At 62.0% G+C, this 20,946-nt stretch carries 15 protein-coding genes; 10 read left to right on the top strand and 5 right to left on the bottom strand.

Annotated features, from left to right (window positions below):
- The first annotated feature begins 4 nt into the window (after window positions 1-4).
- Window positions 5-2,674 carry a DUF1631 family protein gene (locus tag RS694_RS19255; RefSeq protein ID WP_029706711.1) on the top strand — a complete coding sequence of 890 codons (2,670 nt, stop codon included), beginning with the start codon at window positions 5-7 and terminating at the stop codon, window positions 2,672-2,674.
- Between the two features lie 121 nt (window positions 2,675-2,795).
- Here RS694_RS19255 and RS694_RS19250 read toward each other — a convergent pair whose 3' ends face one another.
- From RS694_RS19250 to RS694_RS19240, 3 genes are all read right to left on the bottom strand, one after another.
- On the bottom strand, window positions 2,796-3,302 hold the full coding sequence (locus RS694_RS19250) for a Smg family protein (protein WP_029706710.1): 507 nt from the start codon (window positions 3,300-3,302) through the stop codon (window positions 2,796-2,798).
- Window positions 3,303-3,435: 133 nt separating this feature from the next.
- A complete protein-coding gene (gene dprA / locus RS694_RS19245; protein ID WP_029706709.1) occupies window positions 3,436-4,596 on the bottom strand; it encodes a DNA-processing protein DprA in 1,161 nt (386 codons plus the stop codon).
- 34 nt (window positions 4,597-4,630) lie between these two features.
- On the bottom strand, window positions 4,631-5,848 hold the full coding sequence (locus RS694_RS19240) for a LysM peptidoglycan-binding domain-containing protein (protein ID WP_051391763.1): 1,218 nt from the start codon (window positions 5,846-5,848) through the stop codon (window positions 4,631-4,633).
- 198 nt (window positions 5,849-6,046) lie between these two features.
- On the opposite strand from RS694_RS19240, the gene def reads away from it, so the two are divergent.
- The 5 genes from def to RS694_RS19215 all read left to right on the top strand — a co-directional run bounded on the left by def (window position 6,047) and on the right by RS694_RS19215 (window position 10,070).
- On the top strand, window positions 6,047-6,559 hold the full coding sequence (gene def, locus RS694_RS19235; RefSeq protein ID WP_029706707.1) for a peptide deformylase: 513 nt from the start codon (window positions 6,047-6,049) through the stop codon (window positions 6,557-6,559).
- Window positions 6,560-7,657, top strand: coding sequence for a methionyl-tRNA formyltransferase (gene fmt / locus RS694_RS19230; RefSeq protein WP_241463918.1), 1,098 nt, complete (start codon window positions 6,560-6,562; stop codon window positions 7,655-7,657).
- On the top strand, window positions 7,657-8,409 hold the full coding sequence (locus tag RS694_RS19225) for an AzlC family ABC transporter permease (protein WP_029706703.1): 753 nt from the start codon (window positions 7,657-7,659) through the stop codon (window positions 8,407-8,409). The genes fmt and RS694_RS19225 overlap by 1 nt, the downstream gene beginning before the upstream one ends.
- On the top strand, window positions 8,406-8,774 hold the full coding sequence (locus tag RS694_RS19220; protein ID WP_029706702.1) for an AzlD domain-containing protein: 369 nt from the start codon (window positions 8,406-8,408) through the stop codon (window positions 8,772-8,774). Before RS694_RS19225 ends, RS694_RS19220 begins: the two co-directional genes overlap by 4 nt.
- Before the next feature lie 108 nt (window positions 8,775-8,882).
- Window positions 8,883-10,070 carry a phosphoglycerate kinase gene (locus RS694_RS19215; RefSeq protein ID WP_029706701.1) on the top strand — a complete coding sequence of 396 codons (1,188 nt, stop codon included), beginning with the start codon at window positions 8,883-8,885 and terminating at the stop codon, window positions 10,068-10,070.
- Between the two features lies 1 nt (window position 10,071).
- On the opposite strand, the gene RS694_RS19210 is transcribed toward RS694_RS19215, so the two are convergent.
- Window positions 10,072-11,046 carry a diguanylate cyclase gene (locus RS694_RS19210; RefSeq protein WP_029706700.1) on the bottom strand — a complete coding sequence of 325 codons (975 nt, stop codon included), beginning with the start codon at window positions 11,044-11,046 and terminating at the stop codon, window positions 10,072-10,074.
- Window positions 11,033-16,339, bottom strand: coding sequence for a PAS domain S-box protein (locus RS694_RS19205; RefSeq protein WP_161631556.1), 5,307 nt, complete (start codon window positions 16,337-16,339; stop codon window positions 11,033-11,035). Before RS694_RS19205 ends, RS694_RS19210 begins: the two co-directional genes overlap by 14 nt.
- A gap of 202 nt (window positions 16,340-16,541) precedes the next feature.
- Between RS694_RS19205 and pyk the strand changes: the two genes are divergently transcribed.
- From pyk to RS694_RS19185, 4 genes are all read left to right on the top strand, one after another.
- Window positions 16,542-17,978, top strand: a complete 1,437-nt coding sequence (gene pyk, locus RS694_RS19200; protein ID WP_029706698.1) for a pyruvate kinase — start codon at window positions 16,542-16,544, stop codon at window positions 17,976-17,978.
- 155 nt (window positions 17,979-18,133) lie between these two features.
- The gene (gene fba, locus RS694_RS19195; RefSeq protein WP_029706697.1) at window positions 18,134-19,198 is read left to right on the top strand and encodes a class II fructose-bisphosphate aldolase; all 1,065 of its coding nucleotides are present in this window, start codon (window positions 18,134-18,136) and stop codon (window positions 19,196-19,198) included.
- Between the two features lie 83 nt (window positions 19,199-19,281).
- Entirely contained in the window at window positions 19,282-20,190 is a 909-nt protein-coding gene (locus RS694_RS19190) for a phosphoribosylaminoimidazolesuccinocarboxamide synthase (RefSeq protein WP_029706696.1), read from the top strand.
- A gap of 157 nt (window positions 20,191-20,347) precedes the next feature.
- Window positions 20,348-20,929 carry a DJ-1/PfpI family protein gene (locus RS694_RS19185; RefSeq protein ID WP_029706695.1) on the top strand — a complete coding sequence of 194 codons (582 nt, stop codon included), beginning with the start codon at window positions 20,348-20,350 and terminating at the stop codon, window positions 20,927-20,929.
- Window positions 20,930-20,946: the final 17 nt, after the last annotated feature.

Here is a 20,946-nt window from a genome sequence, read left to right as displayed (position 1 = left end):
AGTCATGGCGACGTCTCCATCCAGCCCCTCTCCCAGACTGCAGCTTGCCCGTGCAGTGCGGGAGCGATTTCTGGCCGAGGCCAGCAAGGCCATGGTGGAGATCAGCGGCACGGTGCAGGAGCGCCTGACCGAGCTGGTAGACGAACCCTGTAGCGCACGTGAAAGCCAGACCCGGCGCGATACTTGGACTGCCTACAAAAAGTGCCGGCCAGTCTGGGTGGACGGCACCACCAAGGCCTGGCGTGAATGCCTGGATCCGCCCAAAAACAAAAAATCCGGCGACAGCCTGGATGTGGCCGGGCTGGAGCTGGTGGGCACCGAGGTCGTGGAAAACAAGATTCTGGCCTCGCGCCTGGTGTTGGCGGTCAATGACAAAGTATTGCCGCAGCTTGACGATTTGCGCGTACGCACCCGTTTCCTCGAAGGCATAGAGGATCTCGACGGGCATGACATTTACCGCCCCGAGGTATCAGTTCTGCTGATGGTGGAGCAGTGGGCCCAATCCGGCATGCCGGGGGACTCCTGGCCACTGGTCAGCGAGGTCGTGCAGCGCAAACTGATCGAGCGCTTTAAAGAAGCCTACAAAAATGCCAATGACGCCCTGATCAGCAAGGGCGTGATGCCCACGATCGAACTCAAGGACCGTGTCAAGGCGCCCGTTCGGGCAGCTGGCGGCCGTCCGTCGCCCTTGCCCAATCTGCAACCCGGTGACTTGCAACAGCCGCCCGCTGACGGTGGTGATATGGGGCAAGGCGGTGCATATCCGCAGCAGCAGGGCGCCTATCCGCAAGGTCCGCAGGGCTACGGACCTCAGAGCGGCGGCGGGGCACCCATGCAGCAAGGGCCTGCGGGTCGGGCTGCCGGAGGTGCGCAAGGTCAGGGTGCCGCAGGTGCCCCGGGTGGCGGCCATGCACAAGCAGGACAAGGCGGCGGGTACGCCGAATCCGGGCCGGGCGCCGCCCAGCGTTCGGGCGGAGGCTTTTTTGGCGGCCGGCTCGGCTGGAACGCAGACGGCGGTGCCAGTGGCCCGGCTTCTGGACCTGCATCGGGTCCGGGTCCGCAGGGGCAGCCCGCATCGGGTGGAGGAACCCCATTCTGGAAACAGGCCGCAGGCGCACCCAGTGGCCCGAGCCAGAGTTACGCGGCGTCCGAAGAGACGCGCATGATGACGTCCAATACCCCGCTGGCGCGTGCGCGCAGCCGGGCGCAGGGGGTCATAGGCCAGATCCGGCGGCTGTTTGTCAGCCACGGTGGCGGCGACTTCATGGGGACGGCGCACCAGGCGCCTTCGCCGGGGCTGGCGCAGGCAATTGGACCCCAGGCGATCGCTGCGGCCTATGCCGCAGGCGGCACCATGTACGAGGATTACAGCCCGGCCGGTGTGGCCCGGGTGGCAGAGAACATCCGCGAAAAATCGGCAGAGCTCAAGAAGAAAGCCGAGACCAAGGGCGAGAAAGCCACGATTGAAATCGTCGCGCTGATGTTCCAGGCGATCCTGGCCGAAGACCGCATTCCGCCGGGTATCCGGGTCTGGTTTGCACGGTTGCAGATGCCGGTGCTGCGAGTGGCGCTGGAAGATCCCGACTTCTTTGGCACCACTACCCATCCGGCCCGTCTGTTGATCGATCGTATGGGCTCCTGCGTCATGGGTTTTGATTCCTCTGGCGTGCAGGGTAGTGCCATGGAGGCCGAGATCAAGCGCATCGTGCAGGTCATCGAGCAGTACCCCGAAACTGGCAAGAAGGTTTACCAGATCGTCTACGACGAGTTCCAGAAATTCCTGGCCAAGTTCCTGACCGACAAGGGCGCGACCAAGAAGGTCGTCAGTGTCGCACAGCAGGTCGAGCAGAAAGAAACCCTGGCCATCCAGTACACCATCGAGATGCGCAACATGTTGAAAGACATGCCGGTGCGCGATGAGATCCGAGAATTCCTGTTCAAGGTTTGGGCCGAGGTATTGGCCGTGGCCGCGGTACGCAAGGGCCCACAGCATGCGGATACGCTGACGCTCAAGAAATCGGCTACCGACCTGGTCTGGGCGGCCAGCGCCAAGCCCAACCGTGCGGACCGTGCCAAGGTGATCCAGGACTTGCCCAATCTGCTGCTGCGCTTGCGCTCTGGCATGACGCTGCTGGCCATGGCGCCCAGCGAGCAGGAAAAGAACATCAAGGTCGTCAGCGACACACTCGCCGACGCCTTCCTGTCCAAAACCCAGGCCATTCCGCAGGCCAAGATCGATGCCATGGCCCAGCGTTTGGGCAATCTGGAAGACTTCGTCAGTGAAGACGGCGTGGGCGACCTGCCGCTGGATGCCGAGACCATAGAAATGATGTTGGGCATTGATGCCTCGGCCATCGAAGTGGTGGGCAATGGGGGCTCCAAACCGACCGCTGCCATGGTGGCGTGGGCCAAGGAGCTGCATCTGGGCTCCTGGTACACGCTGGACCACAACGGCCAGATTACCCAGGTCCAGTTGGCTTGGCGCAGTGAGCGCAAACATTTGAACCTGTTCGCCGCCAGCACCGGCAAGAGTTTCCTGATCCAGGCCGGTCGTCTGGCCGCCTACCTGCAGGCCGGTTTGTTGCTGCCGCAAGAAGAAGAAGCCCTGACCGTGCGCGCCACCCGCGACGCACTGGCCAAGCTGGAAGCCAATCCAGAACGCTTGCTAGCCTGAGTCTGTATCGGGTGGAGAGAGGGGCTAGTTCGCGGCGAGTGACAACTCGCCGCCGGGCCGCCCCAAGGCGAGTTAGCCCCCTTGGGGGGCAGCGACCCGCGCAGCGGTGGAGCGTGGGGGTCTAATGCGCGACGCGCTCGACTCGGTCTTCACACAGTTCATCAAGCACCAGCGCTTCGGGCTCCTGCCCAAAACTCCAGTACACCATCAGGATGATGACCTTCAGGTCTTCCAGCGTGACCGGTGCGCCAGGTGCAGCCATCGCGCGGTCGATCACTACTTCGCGCATGTGGGCGGGCAGTACGCCGGCAGACTCCAGAAAACTGATGAAACCCAGGCACTGTGCGCCAAGGTGGTTTTGCTCGTAGGTGGGGTAGATACGGACGCTGTAGGGGCTGGGCTGGCGCAGCCAGGGCTCGGGCGGCGTTTGTGGCGCCTTGGCAGGCGCGATGGCAAAGCCCATGGAGCCTTTGGCTGCCGTCTCCAGCCCCGCGAGCCAAGTCAGCGCGTCCCCGATCTCCTCGGGCTCAAAGCCAACGGCGCTGAGTTTCCGCTCCAGATGGGCGGGTTCAGGACAGGCCTCGCCGGTGTAGTAGTTTTCGTAAACGAAGACAAGCACTTCAAACATGGAGGCCAATATAGCCCAGAAAAACTGCGTTACCGACCCTAGCCGGACTTCCCCTCCTTTTCCAGCGTTCATGTGGCCTTCACGGCCTGCCGCTGCTCGGGTTACTACCACCCGAGCAGGGGCCGATTGGGAATCAGGCCTTCGCCATGCGCTGAAACAGGCCGCCAGTCAGCCGGCAAAGCTCCCCCTGCAGTTCCAGCGCCATCAGTTGGGCTTGGAGTGTTGGGGTGTCGAGCCCGGTGCGTGCCTGCAATGCATCCAGGCCCACCGGATCAAAACCAAGTGCCTCCAGTAGCGCATTGCTTTGGGTATTAAAAGCGTCTTCAGCCCCCGTCTGATATGCGCAAGCAGCTATCAAATCAGGAGTGATTCCGGGCGCCAGTTGCAACTCTTCCAGCACATCCTGTGCGCTCTCCACCAGCTTCGCTCCCTGTTTGATCAGCGCGTGGCAGCCGCGCGCCTGGGTAGAGTGGATGGAGCCGGGAATGGCGAATACGTCCTTGCCCTGTTCGCTGGCCAGGCGCGCCGTAATCAGTGAACCCGATTGCAGCGCCGCTTCCACCACCAGCGTACCCAGCGACAGGCCCGAGATGATGCGGTTGCGCCGGGGGAAGTTGGCAGACAGCGGTGGCGTACCCAGCGGATATTCGCTGAGGATCACGCCCTGCTGGCAGATGCGGTGCGCCAGATCCCGGTGCTGCCGGGGGTAGACCCGGTCCAGTCCGGTGCCGACGATGGCAATGGTGGCCAGGGTGCCAACTGCAGCCCCGTCCAGCGCGCCCTGGTGGGCCGCCCCATCCACGCCCAACGCCATGCCGGAGACGATGGTCAGTCCGGCCTCTGCCAGGGCCTGGGCAAACTGCTGGGCATTGGCGGCTCCTTGCGGCGTGGGGTTGCGGCTGCCGACGATGGCAATACTGCGTTGCGCCACGGCGTTGAGACCATTGTGTTGCCAAACCTCTGCGGCACCCATGGCGTACAGCAGCAGGGGCGGGTCTTCCATGTGGAGCAGGCATTGGGGATAAGCAGGGTCGCCCAGCGTCAGGACACGATGCTCCTGTGGCTTGGCTTGCAGCCAGGCCCAGGTGGTGTCCAGCAGGGTGGCCAGTTCCGCGGGTTCTCGCAGAAGCCCCTGGGCCAAGGGCTGGCTGACGACTTGTGAAAGCGCCGCTTCGGATTGCTGGAATATGGTTGCAGGCAGCCCAAAGGCGACGAGCAGTTTGCGGGCGGTCGCGTCGCCGACACCCGGACTCAGTTGTAGCCGCAACCAAGCGGAGAGTTCTTCGCGCTCCATCGCGGTCGGCAGGCTGGGCCGCGCTGTTCAGGGTTTAGCGTGGTGCGACCAGGCGGTCGCCAACCCGCACGCCGTCGTTGATTTCCAGAATCAGGGCGTAGGACAGTTTTTCAAACGTACGGAACACCATCAGCAGGCCGTTGCGCTCGTCCGGCAGTTTCATCAGCGGCTTCTTGGCGTCTTCTTTGTCGACCACGCGCGCGCCATCTTTCAGGATCACCATGACGTGGCCAGCCTCCATGCCGTCCCGGGTACCGCGGTTGATGACCACGACCTGGTTTTGCGCAGCGTTGACCACGGCACTGCCGTAGACCGATACGATGCGGCCCGTGGCGGCACTGTCCGTTGCGTGCGGGGTATAGGTCTGCAACTGGCGCGGTGGCTCAGGCAGCAGGCGGTCGCCCACCCGCATTTCTTCTTTGGCCGCAATGATGTCGATGGTGGCCGGCACGATGGTGGTGACCTGTTTGCCATCGGCATCTGCTATTTCGGTGGTGCTTTCGCCGCGCACCAGGCTTGCTTTACCAGCGTAAATGGCTTCAAAGCCCAGCACTTCGCCGGTTGCCGGGTCTTTAAGTGGCGTTGCGGTGCGGAACACGCGGAACTGCTTTTCGCGTTGCTGGTCGTCGAGCAGGGGTGTGCCCTCGGTGCCACGGGCGTAGGCGCGGTCGCCACGCGTCAGCAGCACGCGGCCTTCCTGGGCGGACACGATGCGGGGCGCGGCCTTGAACTCGGCCTCGTCCACGATGATGGGTTCGGCCAGGAAGGGCTCAATCACGCTGGCGCGCAGTGTGGGCAGGGCGGCGTCGGCCAGGGACTCGTAGCGGGTACGGGGAGACACCCGCACGGTTTCGATGCCATCACCATCCGCACTGCTGCCACCTACAACACGCAGCGAGGCCAGTCCATTCTTGCGCTCCAGCACCAAGCGCTGGCCGGGGTAAATGCGGTGCGGGTTCTTGATGTCATTGAGGTTCATGCCCCACAGCTCGGGCCAGCGCCACGGGCTCTTGAGGTACATGGAGGAGATGGCCCACAGGGTGTCACCGCTTTTGATGGTGTAGCTGTCCGGCGCGTTGGCGGCAAGCTCGCTCAGTGGAATGCCTTTTTGGGCGACTTCGTTGGCCGTGGCCTTTTGGGCTGCTGTAACGGGGAAGCTCTGTGCCCAGGAGGGACTTGTCGCCAAAGCACTGGTCAGTGCCGCCAGCGCAGCCAGCGCCACTTTGGATTTCGCCATCAGGTGTGTCGTCATATCGTGCTGTGGTCCGAAGGAATAACTTGATAATTTACGCGCGATTTTGCGCTCAAGCCCTTGATTCGGCAACGTATTTGGCCCAGAACCGCTGCGTGCCTGCCGAAAAGTGGCGAAAATAGCGACATCCCGAAACTTGGACGCACACACGGCAATGGCCGCTGGCGTACCCGCCCGGTCTCCAACCGACGATTTTTCATGGCCTTACTTCCTATTCTTTGTTATCCCGACCCCCGGCTGCACAAGGTTGCCAAACCGGTGGCGGCGGTCGATGCACGCATCCAGCAACTCGCCGCCGACATGCTGGAAACCATGTATGACGCCAAAGGCATCGGCCTGGCCGCCACGCAGATCGACGTGCACGAGCGCCTGATCGTCATTGACGTGTCGGAAGAGCGCGACCAGCCCCTGGTGCTGATCAACCCGGAACTGGTCTGGACCAGCCCCACCACCCACCTGAACGAAGAAGGCTGTCTGTCGGTGCCCGGCATCTACGACGGCGTGACCCGCTTTGACGCAGTGCATGTGAAGGCGCTGGACGAAAAAGGCAACAGCCGCGTGATTGAGGCTACAGACCAGTTGCTGGCCGTGTGCGTCCAGCACGAGATGGACCATTTGCTGGGCAAGGTGTTTGTGGAATACCTCTCGCCGCTCAAACGCAACCGCATCAAGACCAAGATGATCAAGGCCCAGCGCGAGGACGCGCGCTAAGTGGCTCAAGGCATTCGGGCAGTACGGCCCCTACGTGTCATCTTTGCAGGTACGCCAGAGTTTGCCCGCGTGGCGCTGGAGCGCCTGCATGCAGCGGGCCACACCATCGCTCTGGTGCTGAGCCAGCCGGACCGCCCGGCCGGGCGCGGTATGAAGTTGCAGGCCTCTGCTGTCAAGCAGTTTGCGCTGGAACACGCGATTCCCGTGGCCCAGCCGCGCAGCTTGCGCCTGGACGGCAAATATCCCGAAGACGCCGCTGCGGCGCGCCAGGCGATTGCCGACGCGCAGGCCGATGTGATGGTGGTGGCTGCGTACGGATTGATCCTGCCGCAATGGGTGCTCGACGATATGGCCATTGGTGGCAAATTTGGTTGCCTGAATATCCACGGTTCTTTGTTACCGCGCTGGCGCGGCGCCGCACCCATACACCGCGCGATTGAAGTGGGCGATGCCGAGACAGGCGTCACCATCATGCAGATGGATGTGGGGCTGGACACGGGTGACATGCTGCTCAAACAAAGCCTCCCGATTGCAGACACGGACACCACGGCCACGCTGCACGACAAGGTGGCTGATCTGGGGGCTACGCTGGTGGTCCAGGCGCTGGACCTGGCGGCACAGGGTACTTTGCGGCCCGTGAAGCAGCCTGAAGAGGGCGTGACCTACGCCCACAAGATCGAGAAGCATGAGGCGCCTATCGACTGGCGCCTGGACGCCGCCGCCATCGTGCGCCGCGTGCGCGCCTTCAACCCCTTTCCGGGCGCAAGCACCGTGCTGAATGGCGAGGTCATCAAGGTCTGGGGTGCTCATGTGCTCACGCCGGGATGGGGCATATCAGTCATCAGCGGCAAGGCCATACGCATTTGGGGTGAACGTGCTGGCGACGATATGCGCATAGTTACTCCTCCTAAGTATTGTGGGGAAATAACGGCGCTAGCCCCCGAAGGCATTGCGGTAGCATCTATGAATTCCGTAGTAATTTTGACCGAGCTGCAGCGTCCCGGTGGCAAGCGCCTGCCTGCTGCCGAGTTTCTGCGCGGCTGTCCTTTGCAAGTGGGTCAGCGTTTTGAGCTGCCTGCTGCGCCTGAGGTCTCCTGATGTTCTTCCTACGCAGCAACTACACCCACCCCGAGTTCCGCCGGGGTTTCCAGGACATGCTGAGCGTGTCGCCCGGCATTGCGGCCTGGGGCCTGATGACGGGCGTGGCCATGGTCAAGTCGGGCATGAGCACCTTTGAGGCGCTGTTCATGGCGCTCACCGTGTTTGCCGGTAGCTCGCAGCTGGCGGCGGTGCCATTGCTGATTGCCGGGGCGCCCATGTGGGTGATTCTGGTGACCGGTTTTTGCGTGAACCTGCGTTTTGTGGTCTTCAGCGCGCACATGCGGCCCTACCTGATGCACCTGCCGCGCTGGCAGCGGCTGGTCACGGGGTATCTATCGGCTGACCTGACCTATGTACTCTTCGTCAAGAGTTTTCAGCATCCGGCAACAGACGACGCGGGCCGCGCCGCGCAAATGGCCTACCTGGCTGGCAACGGCGGCATCAACTGGCTCAGCTGGACCGTTAGCAGCGTGTTGGGCGTGGTGCTGGCCAACTTTGTGCCCACGTCATGGGGTCTGGGCTTTGCCGGCATTCTGGCGCTGGTGGGCATGATGGCCTCGCTGGCCAGCAGCCGCCTGCGTTGGGTGTCGGCCGGAGTCGCAGGTGCAGCGGCTGTGGCGGCATTTGCGTTGCCGCTCAAGTTGAACATCCTGGTCGCAATTTCCGTAGCTGTGGCGGTGTGTCTGCTGCTGGACAAACGCCCCGATACCTCGCACCCGCCCCACCACGCTCCCAAGGACCCCGCATGAGCCCGGACAGTTTTTTTGTTGGCACCACCGATGCTTGGACCCTGCTCACCACCTTCGGGCTGGCCTGCGTGACGGTCGTTGCGCGCTCGTTCTTCTTCATCACCGACAAAGACTGGTCGCTGCCCGCCTGGGCCCAGCGCGGCCTGCAGTACGCGCCGATCGCCGCGCTGTCAGCCGTCATCGTGCCCGAGATCGTGATGTCGCAAGGCGCGCTTATTCAGACGTTCAAGGATGCGCGTCTCTACGCCGTAGTGGCCGGTCTGGCATTTTTTGCCTGGCGGCGTGGTGCGGGTCAAGCGGTGCTGGGCACCATTGCTTCAGGCATGGCGGTCTACCTGCCTTTGCACATCGGTCTGGGTTGGTGAAGGCATAGCTCTTCCGCTGAGTTGGGCGTATCCACTGCACTTTTACAATGCAACAGTAGCCGCGCATTGGCGCATGCCCCTGCTTTCTAAACTCCCCGAGGTTTTTCCATGAATGTGATCCGTTTCTCTGATCTGTGCGCCCAAGGCAAAGTGGCGGGCAAGCGCGTCTTTATCCGTGCCGACCTGAATGTGCCGCAAGACGACGCGGGCAACATCACCGAAGACACCCGCGTGCGCGCCAGCGTGCCCTGCATCCAGATGGCGCTGGACGCCGGTGCGGCGGTCATGGTGACCAGCCACCTGGGCCGCCCTACGGAAGGGGAATTCAAACCAGCAGACTCGCTGACTCCCGTCGCCAAGCGCATGGGCGAACTGATGGGGCGCGAGATCCCCGTGCTGGCCAACTGGACCGACGGCGTGGATGTGAAACCGGGCCAACTGGTGATGCTGGAAAACTGCCGCGTCAACAAGGGCGAGAAAAAGAACGACGAAGCGCTGGCTCAAAAAATGGCTGCGCTGTGCGACATCTTTGTGCACGACGCGTTTGGTACGGCCCACCGCGCTGAAGCTTCCACTTACGGCATCGCCCAGTTCGCACCCATCGCCTGCGCCGGCCCGCTCTTGGCCGCCGAAATGGACGCGATCAGCAAGGCACTGCTGGCGCCCAAACGCCCGCTGGTGGCCATCGTCGCCGGCTCCAAGGTGTCGACCAAGCTCACTATTCTGAAGAGTCTGGCTGAGAACGTGGACCAGCTCATCGTGGGCGGGGGCATTGCCAACACCTTCATGCTGGCCGCCGGCCTGAAGATCGGCAAGAGCCTGGCCGAACCCGATTTGCTGGACCAGGCCAAGGCCGTGATCGAAGCCATGAAGGCACGTGGCGCTGCCGTGCCCATTCCTACCGATGTGGTGACCGCCAAAACCTTTGCCGCGGACGCACCCGCCACCATCAAGGCTGCTACCGATGTGGCCGACGATGACCTGATTCTGGACATTGGCCCACAAACCGCGCAGGCCCTGGCCGACCAACTGAAGAAGGCCGGCACCATCGTCTGGAACGGCCCCGTCGGCGTGTTTGAATTCGCCGCGTTCGAGAATGGCACCAAGGTGATTGCGCAGGCGATTGCCGAGTCCAGCGCCTTCAGCATTGCCGGTGGTGGCGACACCTTGGCCGCGATTGCCAAGTACGGCATTGAAGACAAGGTGGGCTACATCAGCACCGGCGGCGGCGCTTTCCTTGAAGTGCTGGAAGGCAAGACCCTGCCCGCCTTCGAAATACTTCAGCGCCGCGCTTAGCTTAAGAAGCCAGCTGCGCGTCAGGGGACCCCAGCACGGCCCCGACAGCGCGGCCACGCCCGGTGTTCTTGGCGCGGTACAACAGTGCGTCTGCCAGTCCGATCAGCGCGGGGCCATCGCCGGGAGCGTCCGCAATACGGGTAGCCAGACCCAGGCTGATGGTCATCACCGGGCCGACGCTGGACTGGTCGTGTGGAATCTTCTTCTGACGGACCTGGTGCTCCAGGTCTTGCGCGATCAGTAGCGCGTCTTCAAACGCCGTGTCGGGCAGGATGCACGCGAACTCTTCTCCGCCATAACGTGCCACCATGTCCGCCGGTCGGCGCAGGCCGGATTTGAGGGTGGCACCGACCAGGCGCAGGGCATCATCGCCCGCCTGGTGGCCATAGCGGTCGTTGTAGCGTTTGAAGAAATCCACGTCCACGAGGAGCAGCGAGAGCGGTGATCCATTGCGCATGGAGCGTGCCCACTCAATGGGGAATTGCTGGTCGAAATAGCGGCGGTTGAAAACGCCCGTCAAACCATCCAGAAACACCAATCGGCGCAGCAGGTCGGACTGGAATTTCAGTGTCAGATGCGTCTTGACACGTGCACGCACGACGGCGGGGTTGACAGGTTTTGCAATGAAGTCGACCGCACCCAGGCTCAAGCCATGGGTTTCCTGTGCTGGGTCGTTGTGGGCGGTCACAAAGATCACCGGGATGTGGCGGGTGGCATCTGTGGATTTGAGTTTTTCGCACACGGCAAACCCGTCCATGCCCGGCATCACCACGTCCAGCAGCACCAGATCAGGCGGATTACTTTCGCAGATGGCCAGGGCCTGCTCGCCGCTGGTCGCCATGAAGACCTGGTAATCACCGGCAAACGCCTGGTACATCACCTGGACGTTGATGGGTTGGTCGTCGACCACCAGCAGCTTGGGCTTGCCGTGGGTGCTGTCGAGCAATGCGCTGACTGAGGTTTCAGAGTCCGTCATGGTGTGTTTCCGGGCTGAACTGTGCCAGCAGGGCATCGCATTGAACCACGGCTTGCGCAAAGTCCAAAGCAGCTACGCTGGACTGCAGGGGGGCCAGTGTTCTTTGTGTTGCGCCATCCTGCGCCAGCATCAGTGCCGCCATGGCGTCCAGGGCCTGCAGGTCCGATTGGCGCAGCAAATCTTGCAATGCCCGCAGGCTGTGCACCAACGCAGCGCGGTCCAGCACGGCATTCGATGCGGGCCATGGAGGTTCGGTTGTGGAGGCCATGTCGGCGTGGACGCGCTGCAGGGTCTCCAGAGCGTCGGCCACCGCATTGCGCACTTCAGCCTGCCACCGAGGCAGTGTCTTTGCGGAGGTTTTGATAGCCTGCTCCGCGCCGCGGCATGCGGCCGCCAGGGGCAATGCACCGACCGTGAGGGCCAGGCCCTTGGTGGTATGCACTGCGCGGGTGGCATCCACGTAGGCGTCGCGTTGCAGCAAGTCGTCCAATTGGTCGGGCACGCGGGCAACATCCTGTAAAAAAGTGTGCAGGATGTGACGGTAGAGCGCGGTGTTGCCGTCCAGCCGAGCGATAGCGCCCGCTACGTCATAGGTGGTGTCTCCTGGGTCTGCGGGTGCTGGCTCCACGGCTTGCGTGGTATCGGCCGGGCTGCTTGCCGGTGTGATGTGCCCGGTATGGCGTTGCAGCACGGCAATGAGTTTGGGCAGGTCAAAGGGCTTGCCGATATGGTCGTTCATGCCTGCGGCCAAGCAGGCTTCGCGGTCCGCGCGGGTGGCGTTGGCGGTCATGGCGATGATGGGCAGGTCCTGCAGTCCCAGCGTTTTGCGGATAGCAACGGTGGCGGTGTAGCCATCCATCACGGGCATCTGGATATCCATCAGCACCGCGTCAAATGGCGGCTTGGCCTGTGCCACCGCATCCACGCCCAGTTGGCCATTGCCCGCCAGCGTAATGATGGCTCCCTCGGCGCGCAGCAGCTCTTTGGCAACCTGCTGGTTGATCTGGTTGTCCTCCACCACCAGCAGGCGCATGCCCAGCAGGCTCTGGGGCCGGGTTGCTGATTTTTTCCCCCACGTGCCGCTGGGGTGGGTCAGCCGTTCGCAGGCATCGTGGAATGCTTCGCGCAGCATGGATGTTGTAAATGGTTTGACCAAAACGTTGTCCAGGCCCACCTGGTTGTTGCCCCTGTTTTCAGCCAGTATTTCCTGGGCATGTGCAGTCACCAGAAACACGATGGGTGGTGGTGTGGGGCATTGGTCGCGGATTCTTTGTGCGGTTTCCTCGCCACCCATCTCCGCCATGTCCCAATCCACCAAAATGGCCGAATACCCTGTCTGCCCCTGTGTTGTGCGCGTCTGGATGCGTTGCAGGGCTTCGGCTCCGCTGCCGGCGGTGTCCACCACCCAGTGCAGGGCTTGTGCCGTGCGGGCAATGGTTTCGCGCGCTGTGGCGTTGTTGTCCACCAGCAGCACGGCCATGGCGGGTGAAGGGGGGGGATCAGGTGCCAACATGGCATCCGATGGCGCGCTGTCGATGGGCAGGTTAATACTGAAATGGAAACTGCTGCCTTCGCCGAGCGCGCTGCGCACGCGCAGTTCCCCCCCCATCATTTCTACCAAGCGTTTGCAGATGGACAGACCCAGGCCCGTGCCACCAAAACGGCGCGTGGTCGACGCCTCGGCCTGTGAAAAGCCGGTGAAAATCAGTTTTTGCTTGTCGGGCGCAATGCCGATACCGCTGTCGCGCACGGTGAAGCACAGACGGGCCTGGCCGTCCTGCAAGGACTCCAGCGTCACCGACACCACCACCTCTCCGTGTTCTGTGAACTTGATGGCATTGCCGCCCAGGTTGGTCAGCACCTGCTGTAGCCGCATGGAGTCGCCCACCAGGGTCGCGGGCAGTGCCGGGTCCAGGTCGTACAGCACCTCGATGTCTTTGCCACCGGCATTGGCAGAGAGAATCACGGACAGGTCCCGCATCAGGTCGTCCAGCACAAAGGGCTGCGGATCAAGCTGCATCTTGCCGGCCTCGACCTTGGAGAAGTCCAGGATGTCGTTGAGCAGCTCCATCAACGAGCGTGCGGCCCGTTCGGTTTTGGAGACGTAGTCCTTCTGTCGGATATCCAGTGGTGTGCTGTAGAGAAGCTTGAGCATGCCCAAAATCGCATTCATGGGCGTGCGGATCTCATGGCTCATGTTGGCCAGGAACTGGCCTTTGGCCATGGCGGCCTGCTCGGCTGTTTCCATGGCAGCGCGCAATACCAACTGGGCGTTCTTCTCCTTGGTGATATTGAAACTCACGCCCAGATAACCGATGCGCTGGCCCCAAGCATCCAGCATCGCTGTAACGACCAGCCCCACACTGAAGCGGTGGCCGTCCTTGCGGATATAGGTCCACTCCATGCGCTTGCCCAGCGTACTGTCGTCGATCAGCGCCTGCATGCCCTGTAGGGGGCTGCCCAATTGCAGGGCCAAGGCGGCGTTGCGGGCCTGCAATTCTGCGGGGTCGAAGAATATTTCGGGACGCTGTTTGTTGATAACTTCCTCAGCGCTGTAGCCCAGCAGGCGCTCAGCCCCCTTGTTAAACAGGGTGATTACGCCCTCCATGTTCACAGCAATCACCGATACCTCGGAAGCGGAATCGAGTACCGACTGCAGCATGGCGGTGGTGCGCGCGACTTCAGCCTCACTTCGCTTGCGTTCGGAAATGTCGGCATAGGTGGTGACAAAACCGCCATCCGGCATGGGAGCGCCCCGCACTTCGAGGGCCAGACCGTTGGGACGTATGCGTTCGAATTGGTGTTTTTCGGTGTGGCGTGCGCGTTCCACAACCGCCTGGATGGCATGCTCCAGATCACCTGTGCCGTATTCACCACGCGATGCGTTGTAACGAATGATGCTTTCAAAGGTGGTGACCGGCCCCGCGAAAAGCCAGTCGGGGAAATCCAGCAAGCGCGCAAACTCGGCATTGCTGGCGGCGAGGTTCAGATCGCCGTCAAACACACTCAGGGCCATCGGAATATTGTCCAGAATGCTCTGCATCATGCGGTTGCTTTTATGCAAGTCCGCCTGCAGCTGCTTCTGGCGCGACACATCCAGATGGATACCAGACACCCAATGCGGTTTGCCTGAGGCCGTGCGGGTACTGACCTTGCCGCGGATCTGGATCCAGATCCAGCGCCCGTCGCGGTGGCGCATGCGCACCTCGCTTTCAAAACTCTCCAGTTGTCCGTGGATGTGCTGGGCCAGGGTGGCGCGTGTGTGGGCCACATCGTCCGGATGGCAGAATTGCATCCAGGTGTCCATGCTGAGCGGGCCTAGCTCCTCCAGCGTGTAACCCAGCATCTCGACCAGACGCGCGTTGACCAGGATGCGGTTGGAGGGAACCTCCCACTCCCAGGTGCCAGCGCTTGTGCCTTCCAGAATGGCGATCAGGTGGGTGCGTTCATTGGCCAGATCAGCCTGTGCCTTGTGAGCGGGCGTCACGTCGGAGCGTATGGATACGTATTTTTCGATATTGCCCGCATCGTCAAAAAACGGTGCAATCACGGTGTCCACCCAATACAGGCGGCCATCCTTGGCCTGGTTGCACACGGTTGCGCGCCAGGTGTAGCCCGATGCAATCGTCTTCCACATCTGCTCCCAGAATGCATCTGGTTGCTGGCGTGATTTGACCAAGCGGTGGTTGCCACCCATGAGCTCTTCGCGGCTGTAGCCACTGATCCGGCAGAACATGTCATTGACGTAAGTGATGGTGCCGCGGTGGTCGGCTATCGAGACAATGGAATGCTGGTCCAGGGCTTCCATCAGTGCCTGGTTTTCGCGAAGCGCATTGGCGAGCTGTTCGCTGGCGCGCTGCTGCGAGGTGATATTGGCAGCGACCGCCACATAGCCGCAGACCCGTTGGTCCACGTCGAACTCGGCCTGGAAGTCCACGTCGAACCACAGTGTTTCCCCATTAGCCAATTTCCAGGGCACTTGCATGCGCAGGTTTTCTCCGCGCTCCTGGGCCGCGCGCGATTGTGTGAGAAATTCCGGCGGGTTGTGCTCCATGCCAAACAGGCTGTCAAAGCTCCTGCCCAGGGCATCGGCAGCAGCGATGCCGCTGACCCGAGTAAACGCCTCGTTGACCCAGACGATATTGCGTTGCAGGTCAAACACCATCACCACATGGGACGTGCTGCGTACCACGTGGGCCAGCCGGGCCAGGTCCCGCGTCATGGATTCGGCGAGTGCTTGCGCCCGGGCCCGCCCGACCAGTGCCATCCAGAAGATGAGGGATAGCAGGGCACTGAGCAAGGTGCCCACAATGCCGATGATGGCGGGCGTGCGCCGGTCCATGCCGGATTCGAACGTACTATTGCTGGCGCCCTCCAGAATCAGCCGCCGTCCCCCGATGACCAGGGTCTTGCTGTTGTGAAATTCGCGGTCTGAAAAATCGGTGGGTGTCCGGTTGCTGGTATCCCCATACACGGCGTTGTGCGAAGAGAACGTCAGCGTAGATTGGCCCTGTTGCGGCGCATCCAGTAATTCGAAGTCTGCCACGCCGTCGGTGATGAACAAGGTGGGTAGCAGCAGCTCTTCCAGCACGATAGGGGCAAAGACCACGCCGAGAAAGGCGGCCTGCCGTTCCGCGACGGTGTGTGCGGGTGCGCCGTGTTTGAACAGGGGCGCCAGATACAGGTAGTCACCTTCCCACGGTTTTTCCCCGTCCACCGTTTGGGGGCGCGTCAGTGCGGGTTCTCCCGTCAGCGTAACCCGCTCAATAGCCTCCCGCAGTGTGGTGTCGCTGCTGGCATCCCAGCCCCACAGCGGCATATTGCGCTCCAAAGGCTCAATGTATTTCACGACATACAGATCAGAGGTATCGCCCTGGCTCCAGATGCTGAAGGTCGAAGACTGGTTCTTGCGCTGCGTGGTGACATAACGGTCCCGCTGGTTGCGCGGGACCCGTTCCATGAAGCCAAAGCCACGTGCACCGGGGTAGTCCTCCGACAGGTTGTGGGCCGTGACCCAGGCGCGAAAGGCCTTGCCCTCCAACTGGCCGTTGGCCGCCAGCAGGGCCTTGAGCCCCTGCAGACCCAGCAGCGGTTGGCCAAACTGGGCGCGTACCGAGGCGTCCAGACGTTCCAGTTGCAGGCTGAAGTTGCGCAATGACTCCTCCCGCAGGCTGGCGCTGCGTTTCTGCACCGCGAGTCCGGTGAGGACCAGGCCCACGACCAGCAGCAATGCTGCCAGCGCGGTGGGCGCCGGGCCGGATCGGGAGTGCGCCGCATTCACTTTCTTTGGCATGGTTGTGGCTGGTTGGGTGGTATCGGGTGCTCCTGCACAGAGTGCCTGCATGGCGTTGCATTGCACACTGTGCGCAAAGCCTGTGTCAAGCAGACTTTTCGCACAGGGAGCTGCGGGAACGTGTGAACTTGACGCTGCTCTGTAACCGTGTTGCAGGGGGTTCCGTGTGAGAATGGCGCTCAAACCAAGAGGAGACACCTTCATGCCACGTCGCGCCACCAAAATTGTTGCCACACTGGGACCTGCATCCAGCGCCCCGGCCCTGCTGGAACAAATGATTCGTGCGGGCGTCAACGTCGTGCGTCTGAACTTCAGCCACGGCAAGGCGCAAGACCATATTGACCGCGCCACCTTGGTGCGGGCTGCGGCCCAACGTGCCGGGCGCGAAGTCGCCATCATGGCCGACCTGCAGGGCCCCAAGATCCGGGTTGGCAAGTTTGCCGAAGGCAAGATTTTTCTGGAGCCTGGACAGAAATTTGTACTGGATGCCGCACGCGTGGAGCTGGGCGACATTGATGCCGTCGGGCTGGATTACAAGGCGCTGCCACGCGAAGTGAAGGCCGGTGACGTGCTGCTGCTCAACGATGGTCTCATCGTCATCACGGTGGATGCCGTCAAGGGCGAGCAGGTTCACACCACGGTGAAGCTGGGTGGCGAGTTGTCCAATAACAAGGGCATCAACAAACAGGGCGGCGGTTTGACCGCGCCTGCGCTCACCGCCAAGGACATGGACGACATCCGTACGGCCATGAGTTTCCAGGCCGACTACGTGGCCGTGAGTTTTCCCAAGAACGCGACTGATATGGAAATGGCGCGCCAGCTGTGCAATGTGGCGGCCGCCGAATACGGCAGCCACCGCCCCGGCCTGATCGCCAAGATTGAACGGGCCGAAGCCATTCCCCGCCTGGAAGAAATCCTGCTGGCCAGTGACGGCATCATGGTCGCGCGCGGTGACTTGGCTGTCGAAGTTGGCAACGCCGCTGTACCAGCGCTACAAAAACGCATGATCAAGCTGGCACGTGAACACGACAAAGTAGTGATCACGGCGACCCAGATGATGGAGTCCATGATTACCAACCCGGTGCCCACGCGTGCCGAGGTCAGCGACGTGGCCAATGCCGTGCTGGATGGTACCGATGCGGTGATGCTGTCGGCCGAGACGGCAGCAGGCAAATACCCCCTGGAAACCGTGATCGAAATGGCCCAGATCTGCCTGGCCGCCGAAGGCGGTGAACACGTTAAGTTGGATGCCGACTTCACCGGCAAGACTTTCCACCGCATCGACCAGTCGATTGCCATGGGCGCCCTGTTCACGGCCTACCACCTCGGCGCCAAGGCCATCGTGGCGATGACCGACAGCGGCTCCACCGCGCTGTGGATGAGTCGCCACCTGATCCATGTGCCTATTTATGCGCTGACCCCCAAGGTCGCGACCCAGCGCAAGATGACGCTGTACCGCAATGTGCGCCCCCTGCTGATGGACACCAGCGCGGACCGGGACACCGCGCTGATGGATGCAGAAAACCATTTGAAGAAACGCCAAATCGTGCAAAGCGGGGATGTTTACGCCATCACCTGCGGCGAGCCTATGGGTGCACCCGGTGGCACGAACATGCTCAAAATTTGCCAAGTCGGCTGAATTCCCGGGTGGCGCACGTTGCTGGTGAGGGTCCGAGGCGCACACTAGGTGGCAATTTCGGGTTTTCCCTAGGCGGTTAAAATCACGTCAGGGCAAAAGTTACCAAGTGGTTACACGCGGTACGCCACCGGTTTTCAACTTCCTGGGGATTCACTATGGCACTCGTTTCAATGCGCGAGCTGTTGGACCATGCAGCGGTCAATGGCTACGGCATTCCAGCTTTCAACGTCAACAATCTGGAGCAGGTCCAGGCGGTCATGGAGGCGGCCAAAGAAGTCGGCGCCCCCGTGATCCTGCAGGCCAGCGCCGGCGCCCGCAAGTACGCGGGTGAGGCCTTCATCAAACACCTGATTGCGGCGGCCATTGAGACTTACCCGCAGATCCCGCTGGTCATGCACCAGGACCACGGCCAGAGCCCCGATGTTTGTCAGGGCGCCATGAATCTGGGCTTCAGCTCGGTCATGATGGACGGCAGCCTGGAAGCCGATGGCAAGACCATCGCCAGCTACGACTACAACGTCGACGTGACCCGCAAGGTGGTTGACATGGCCCACAAACTGGGCGTCACCGTCGAAGGCGAACTGGGCTGCCTGGGTTCCCTGGAAACCATGCAGGGTGACAAGGAAGACGGCCACGGCACGGACTCCGTGATGACCATGGACCAGTTGCTGACCGATCCTGAGCAGGCCGCCGATTTTGTAAAGCGCACGCAGCTCGATGCACTGGCTATTGCCATCGGCACCAGCCACGGCGCGTACAAGTTCACGCGCAAGCCCACAGGTGACATTCTGGCCATTGAGCGCATCAAGGAAATCAACCGCCGCTTGCCCAACACCCACCTGGTGATGCATGGTTCCTCCAGCGTTCCCCAAGATCTGCTGGCCATCATCAACCAGTACGGTGGCCAGATGAAGGAAACCTACGGCGTGCCCGTGGAAGAAATCCAGAAAGCCATCCAGTTCGGCGTGCGCAAGATCAACATCGACACCGACATTCGCCTGGCCATGACCGCTGCGGCGCGCAAGTTTCTGGCCGAGAACCCCGACAAGTTCGATGCCCGCGAATGGCTCAAACCTGCGCGTGCGGCGGCCCAGGCGCTGTGCAAGCAGCGCTACATCGAGTTTGGCTGCGAAGGCCAGGCCGGCAAGATCAAGGGCGACAGCCTCACGGTGGTTGCCGCCAAGTACGCCAAGGGCGAACTGGCACAGGTCGTGCAGTAATCCAGTTACCACCGACCTTGCGATAATCGCAGGCTCGCCACGCCCTTGAGTGCGCCGGCGGGCCTTTTTACTTTTCGACTGCCATGACCACTTCCCTGCACACTTCCACCCTTGGCTCCCTGACCCTGCTGGCCCGCGGCAAGGTGCGTGACAACTACGCGGTGGGCGACGACCGCATCCTTATGGTCGCCAGCGACCGCCTGAGTGCGTTTGATGTGATCATGGGCGAGCCCATTCCCGGCAAAGGCGTGTTGCTCACGCAGATGGCCTTGTTCTGGTTCGACAAGCTCGGTAAGAATGGCGCCGACATTTGTCCCAACCACCTGACCGGCGATGCACCCGAGAGCGTGGTGGCGCCCGAGGAAGTACCGCAGATCGAGGGCCGCTCCATGCTGGTCAAGCGCCTCAAGCCGATTCCCGTGGAAGCGGTGGTGCGTGGCTACCTGGCCGGCAGTGGCTGGAAGGAATACCAGGAGAACGGCGCCGTGTGTGGCGTGAAGCTGCCTGCCGGTTTGCAAAATGCCTCCAAGCTGCCTGAGCCTATCTACACGCCCGCTGCCAAGGCGGCCGTGGGCGACCACGACGAGAACATCACATTTGAGAAAACCGTGGAAATGATTGGCTTGGACCTCGCCACGCGCATCCGTGACATCAGCATCCAGATCTACAAGACGGCGGCCGAGTTCGCGCTGACTAAGGGCATCATCATTGCCGACACCAAGTTCGAGTTTGGCCTGGACAAGGACGGCACACTGGTGCTGATGGACGAAGTGCTGACGCCTGACTCCTCACGCTACTGGCCCCAGGAAAGTTACCAGGTGGGTACCAACCCGCCCAGCTACGACAAACAGTTTGTGCGCGATTGGCTGGAACAGGCATTGGTGGATGGCAAGCCCTGGAACAAGACCCCGCCGGCACCGCGCGTGCCCAACGAAGTGATCGCCAAGACGGCAGCCAAGTACCAGGAAGCGCTCACGCGCCTGACCACCTGATTCGGAACGTTTTGGGGCTCTAGCCCCCGTCGGTATTGCGCAAGCGGCTATCATTTTGGTAGCGATCCAGCCGTGCCGGGTGTAACAACCCGATACCACCACACGCTGCGCGTGGTGCCCAACAATCGGTTTCCCTATCTACAACGAGGAGACTGACATGGCGGGTAAGAAAATCCTGATGATTTGCGGTGACTACTGCGAAGACTACGAAACCATGGTGCCCTTCCAGGCGCTGCTGGCGGTGGGCCACACGGTGCATGCCGTGTGCCCCGACAAGAAGGCGGGCGACCACATCAAAACGGCCATCCACGACTTCGAGGGCGCACAGACCTACAGCGAAAAGCCCGGCCACAACTTCACGCTGAACGCGACCTTTGCCGACGTGAAGCCCGAGACCTACGACGCGCTGGTGATTCCCGGTGGCCGCGGCCCCGAGTACCTGCGCACCTACCCCGCTGTGGTGGCTGCGGTGAAGCACTTCTTTGCAGAAAACAAGCCTGTGGCCGCGGTGTGCCATGGCGCGCAGCTGCTGGCCGGTGCCGGTGTGCTCAAGGGCCGAACCTGCTCGGCCTACCCGGCCTGCCGGGTCGAGGTCGAAGTCGCCGGTGGCACCTACGCCGACATCGCGATCGACGCCGCCTACACCGATGGCAACTTGGTCAGCGCCCCCGCCTGGCCTGCGCATCCGGCGTGGATTGCGCAGTTCCTGACCGTGCTGGGCACGCGTATCTCCCATTGACGCAGCCTGCGCTGCCC

It is taken from the genome of Rhodoferax saidenbachensis (assembly GCF_001955715.1).
GTDB classification, from domain to species: Bacteria; Pseudomonadota; Gammaproteobacteria; order Burkholderiales; family Burkholderiaceae_C; genus Allorhodoferax; species Allorhodoferax saidenbachensis.
The sequence above is the reverse complement of the archived record's forward strand: the minus strand, read 5'-3'. Positions and strand labels throughout refer to the sequence as shown.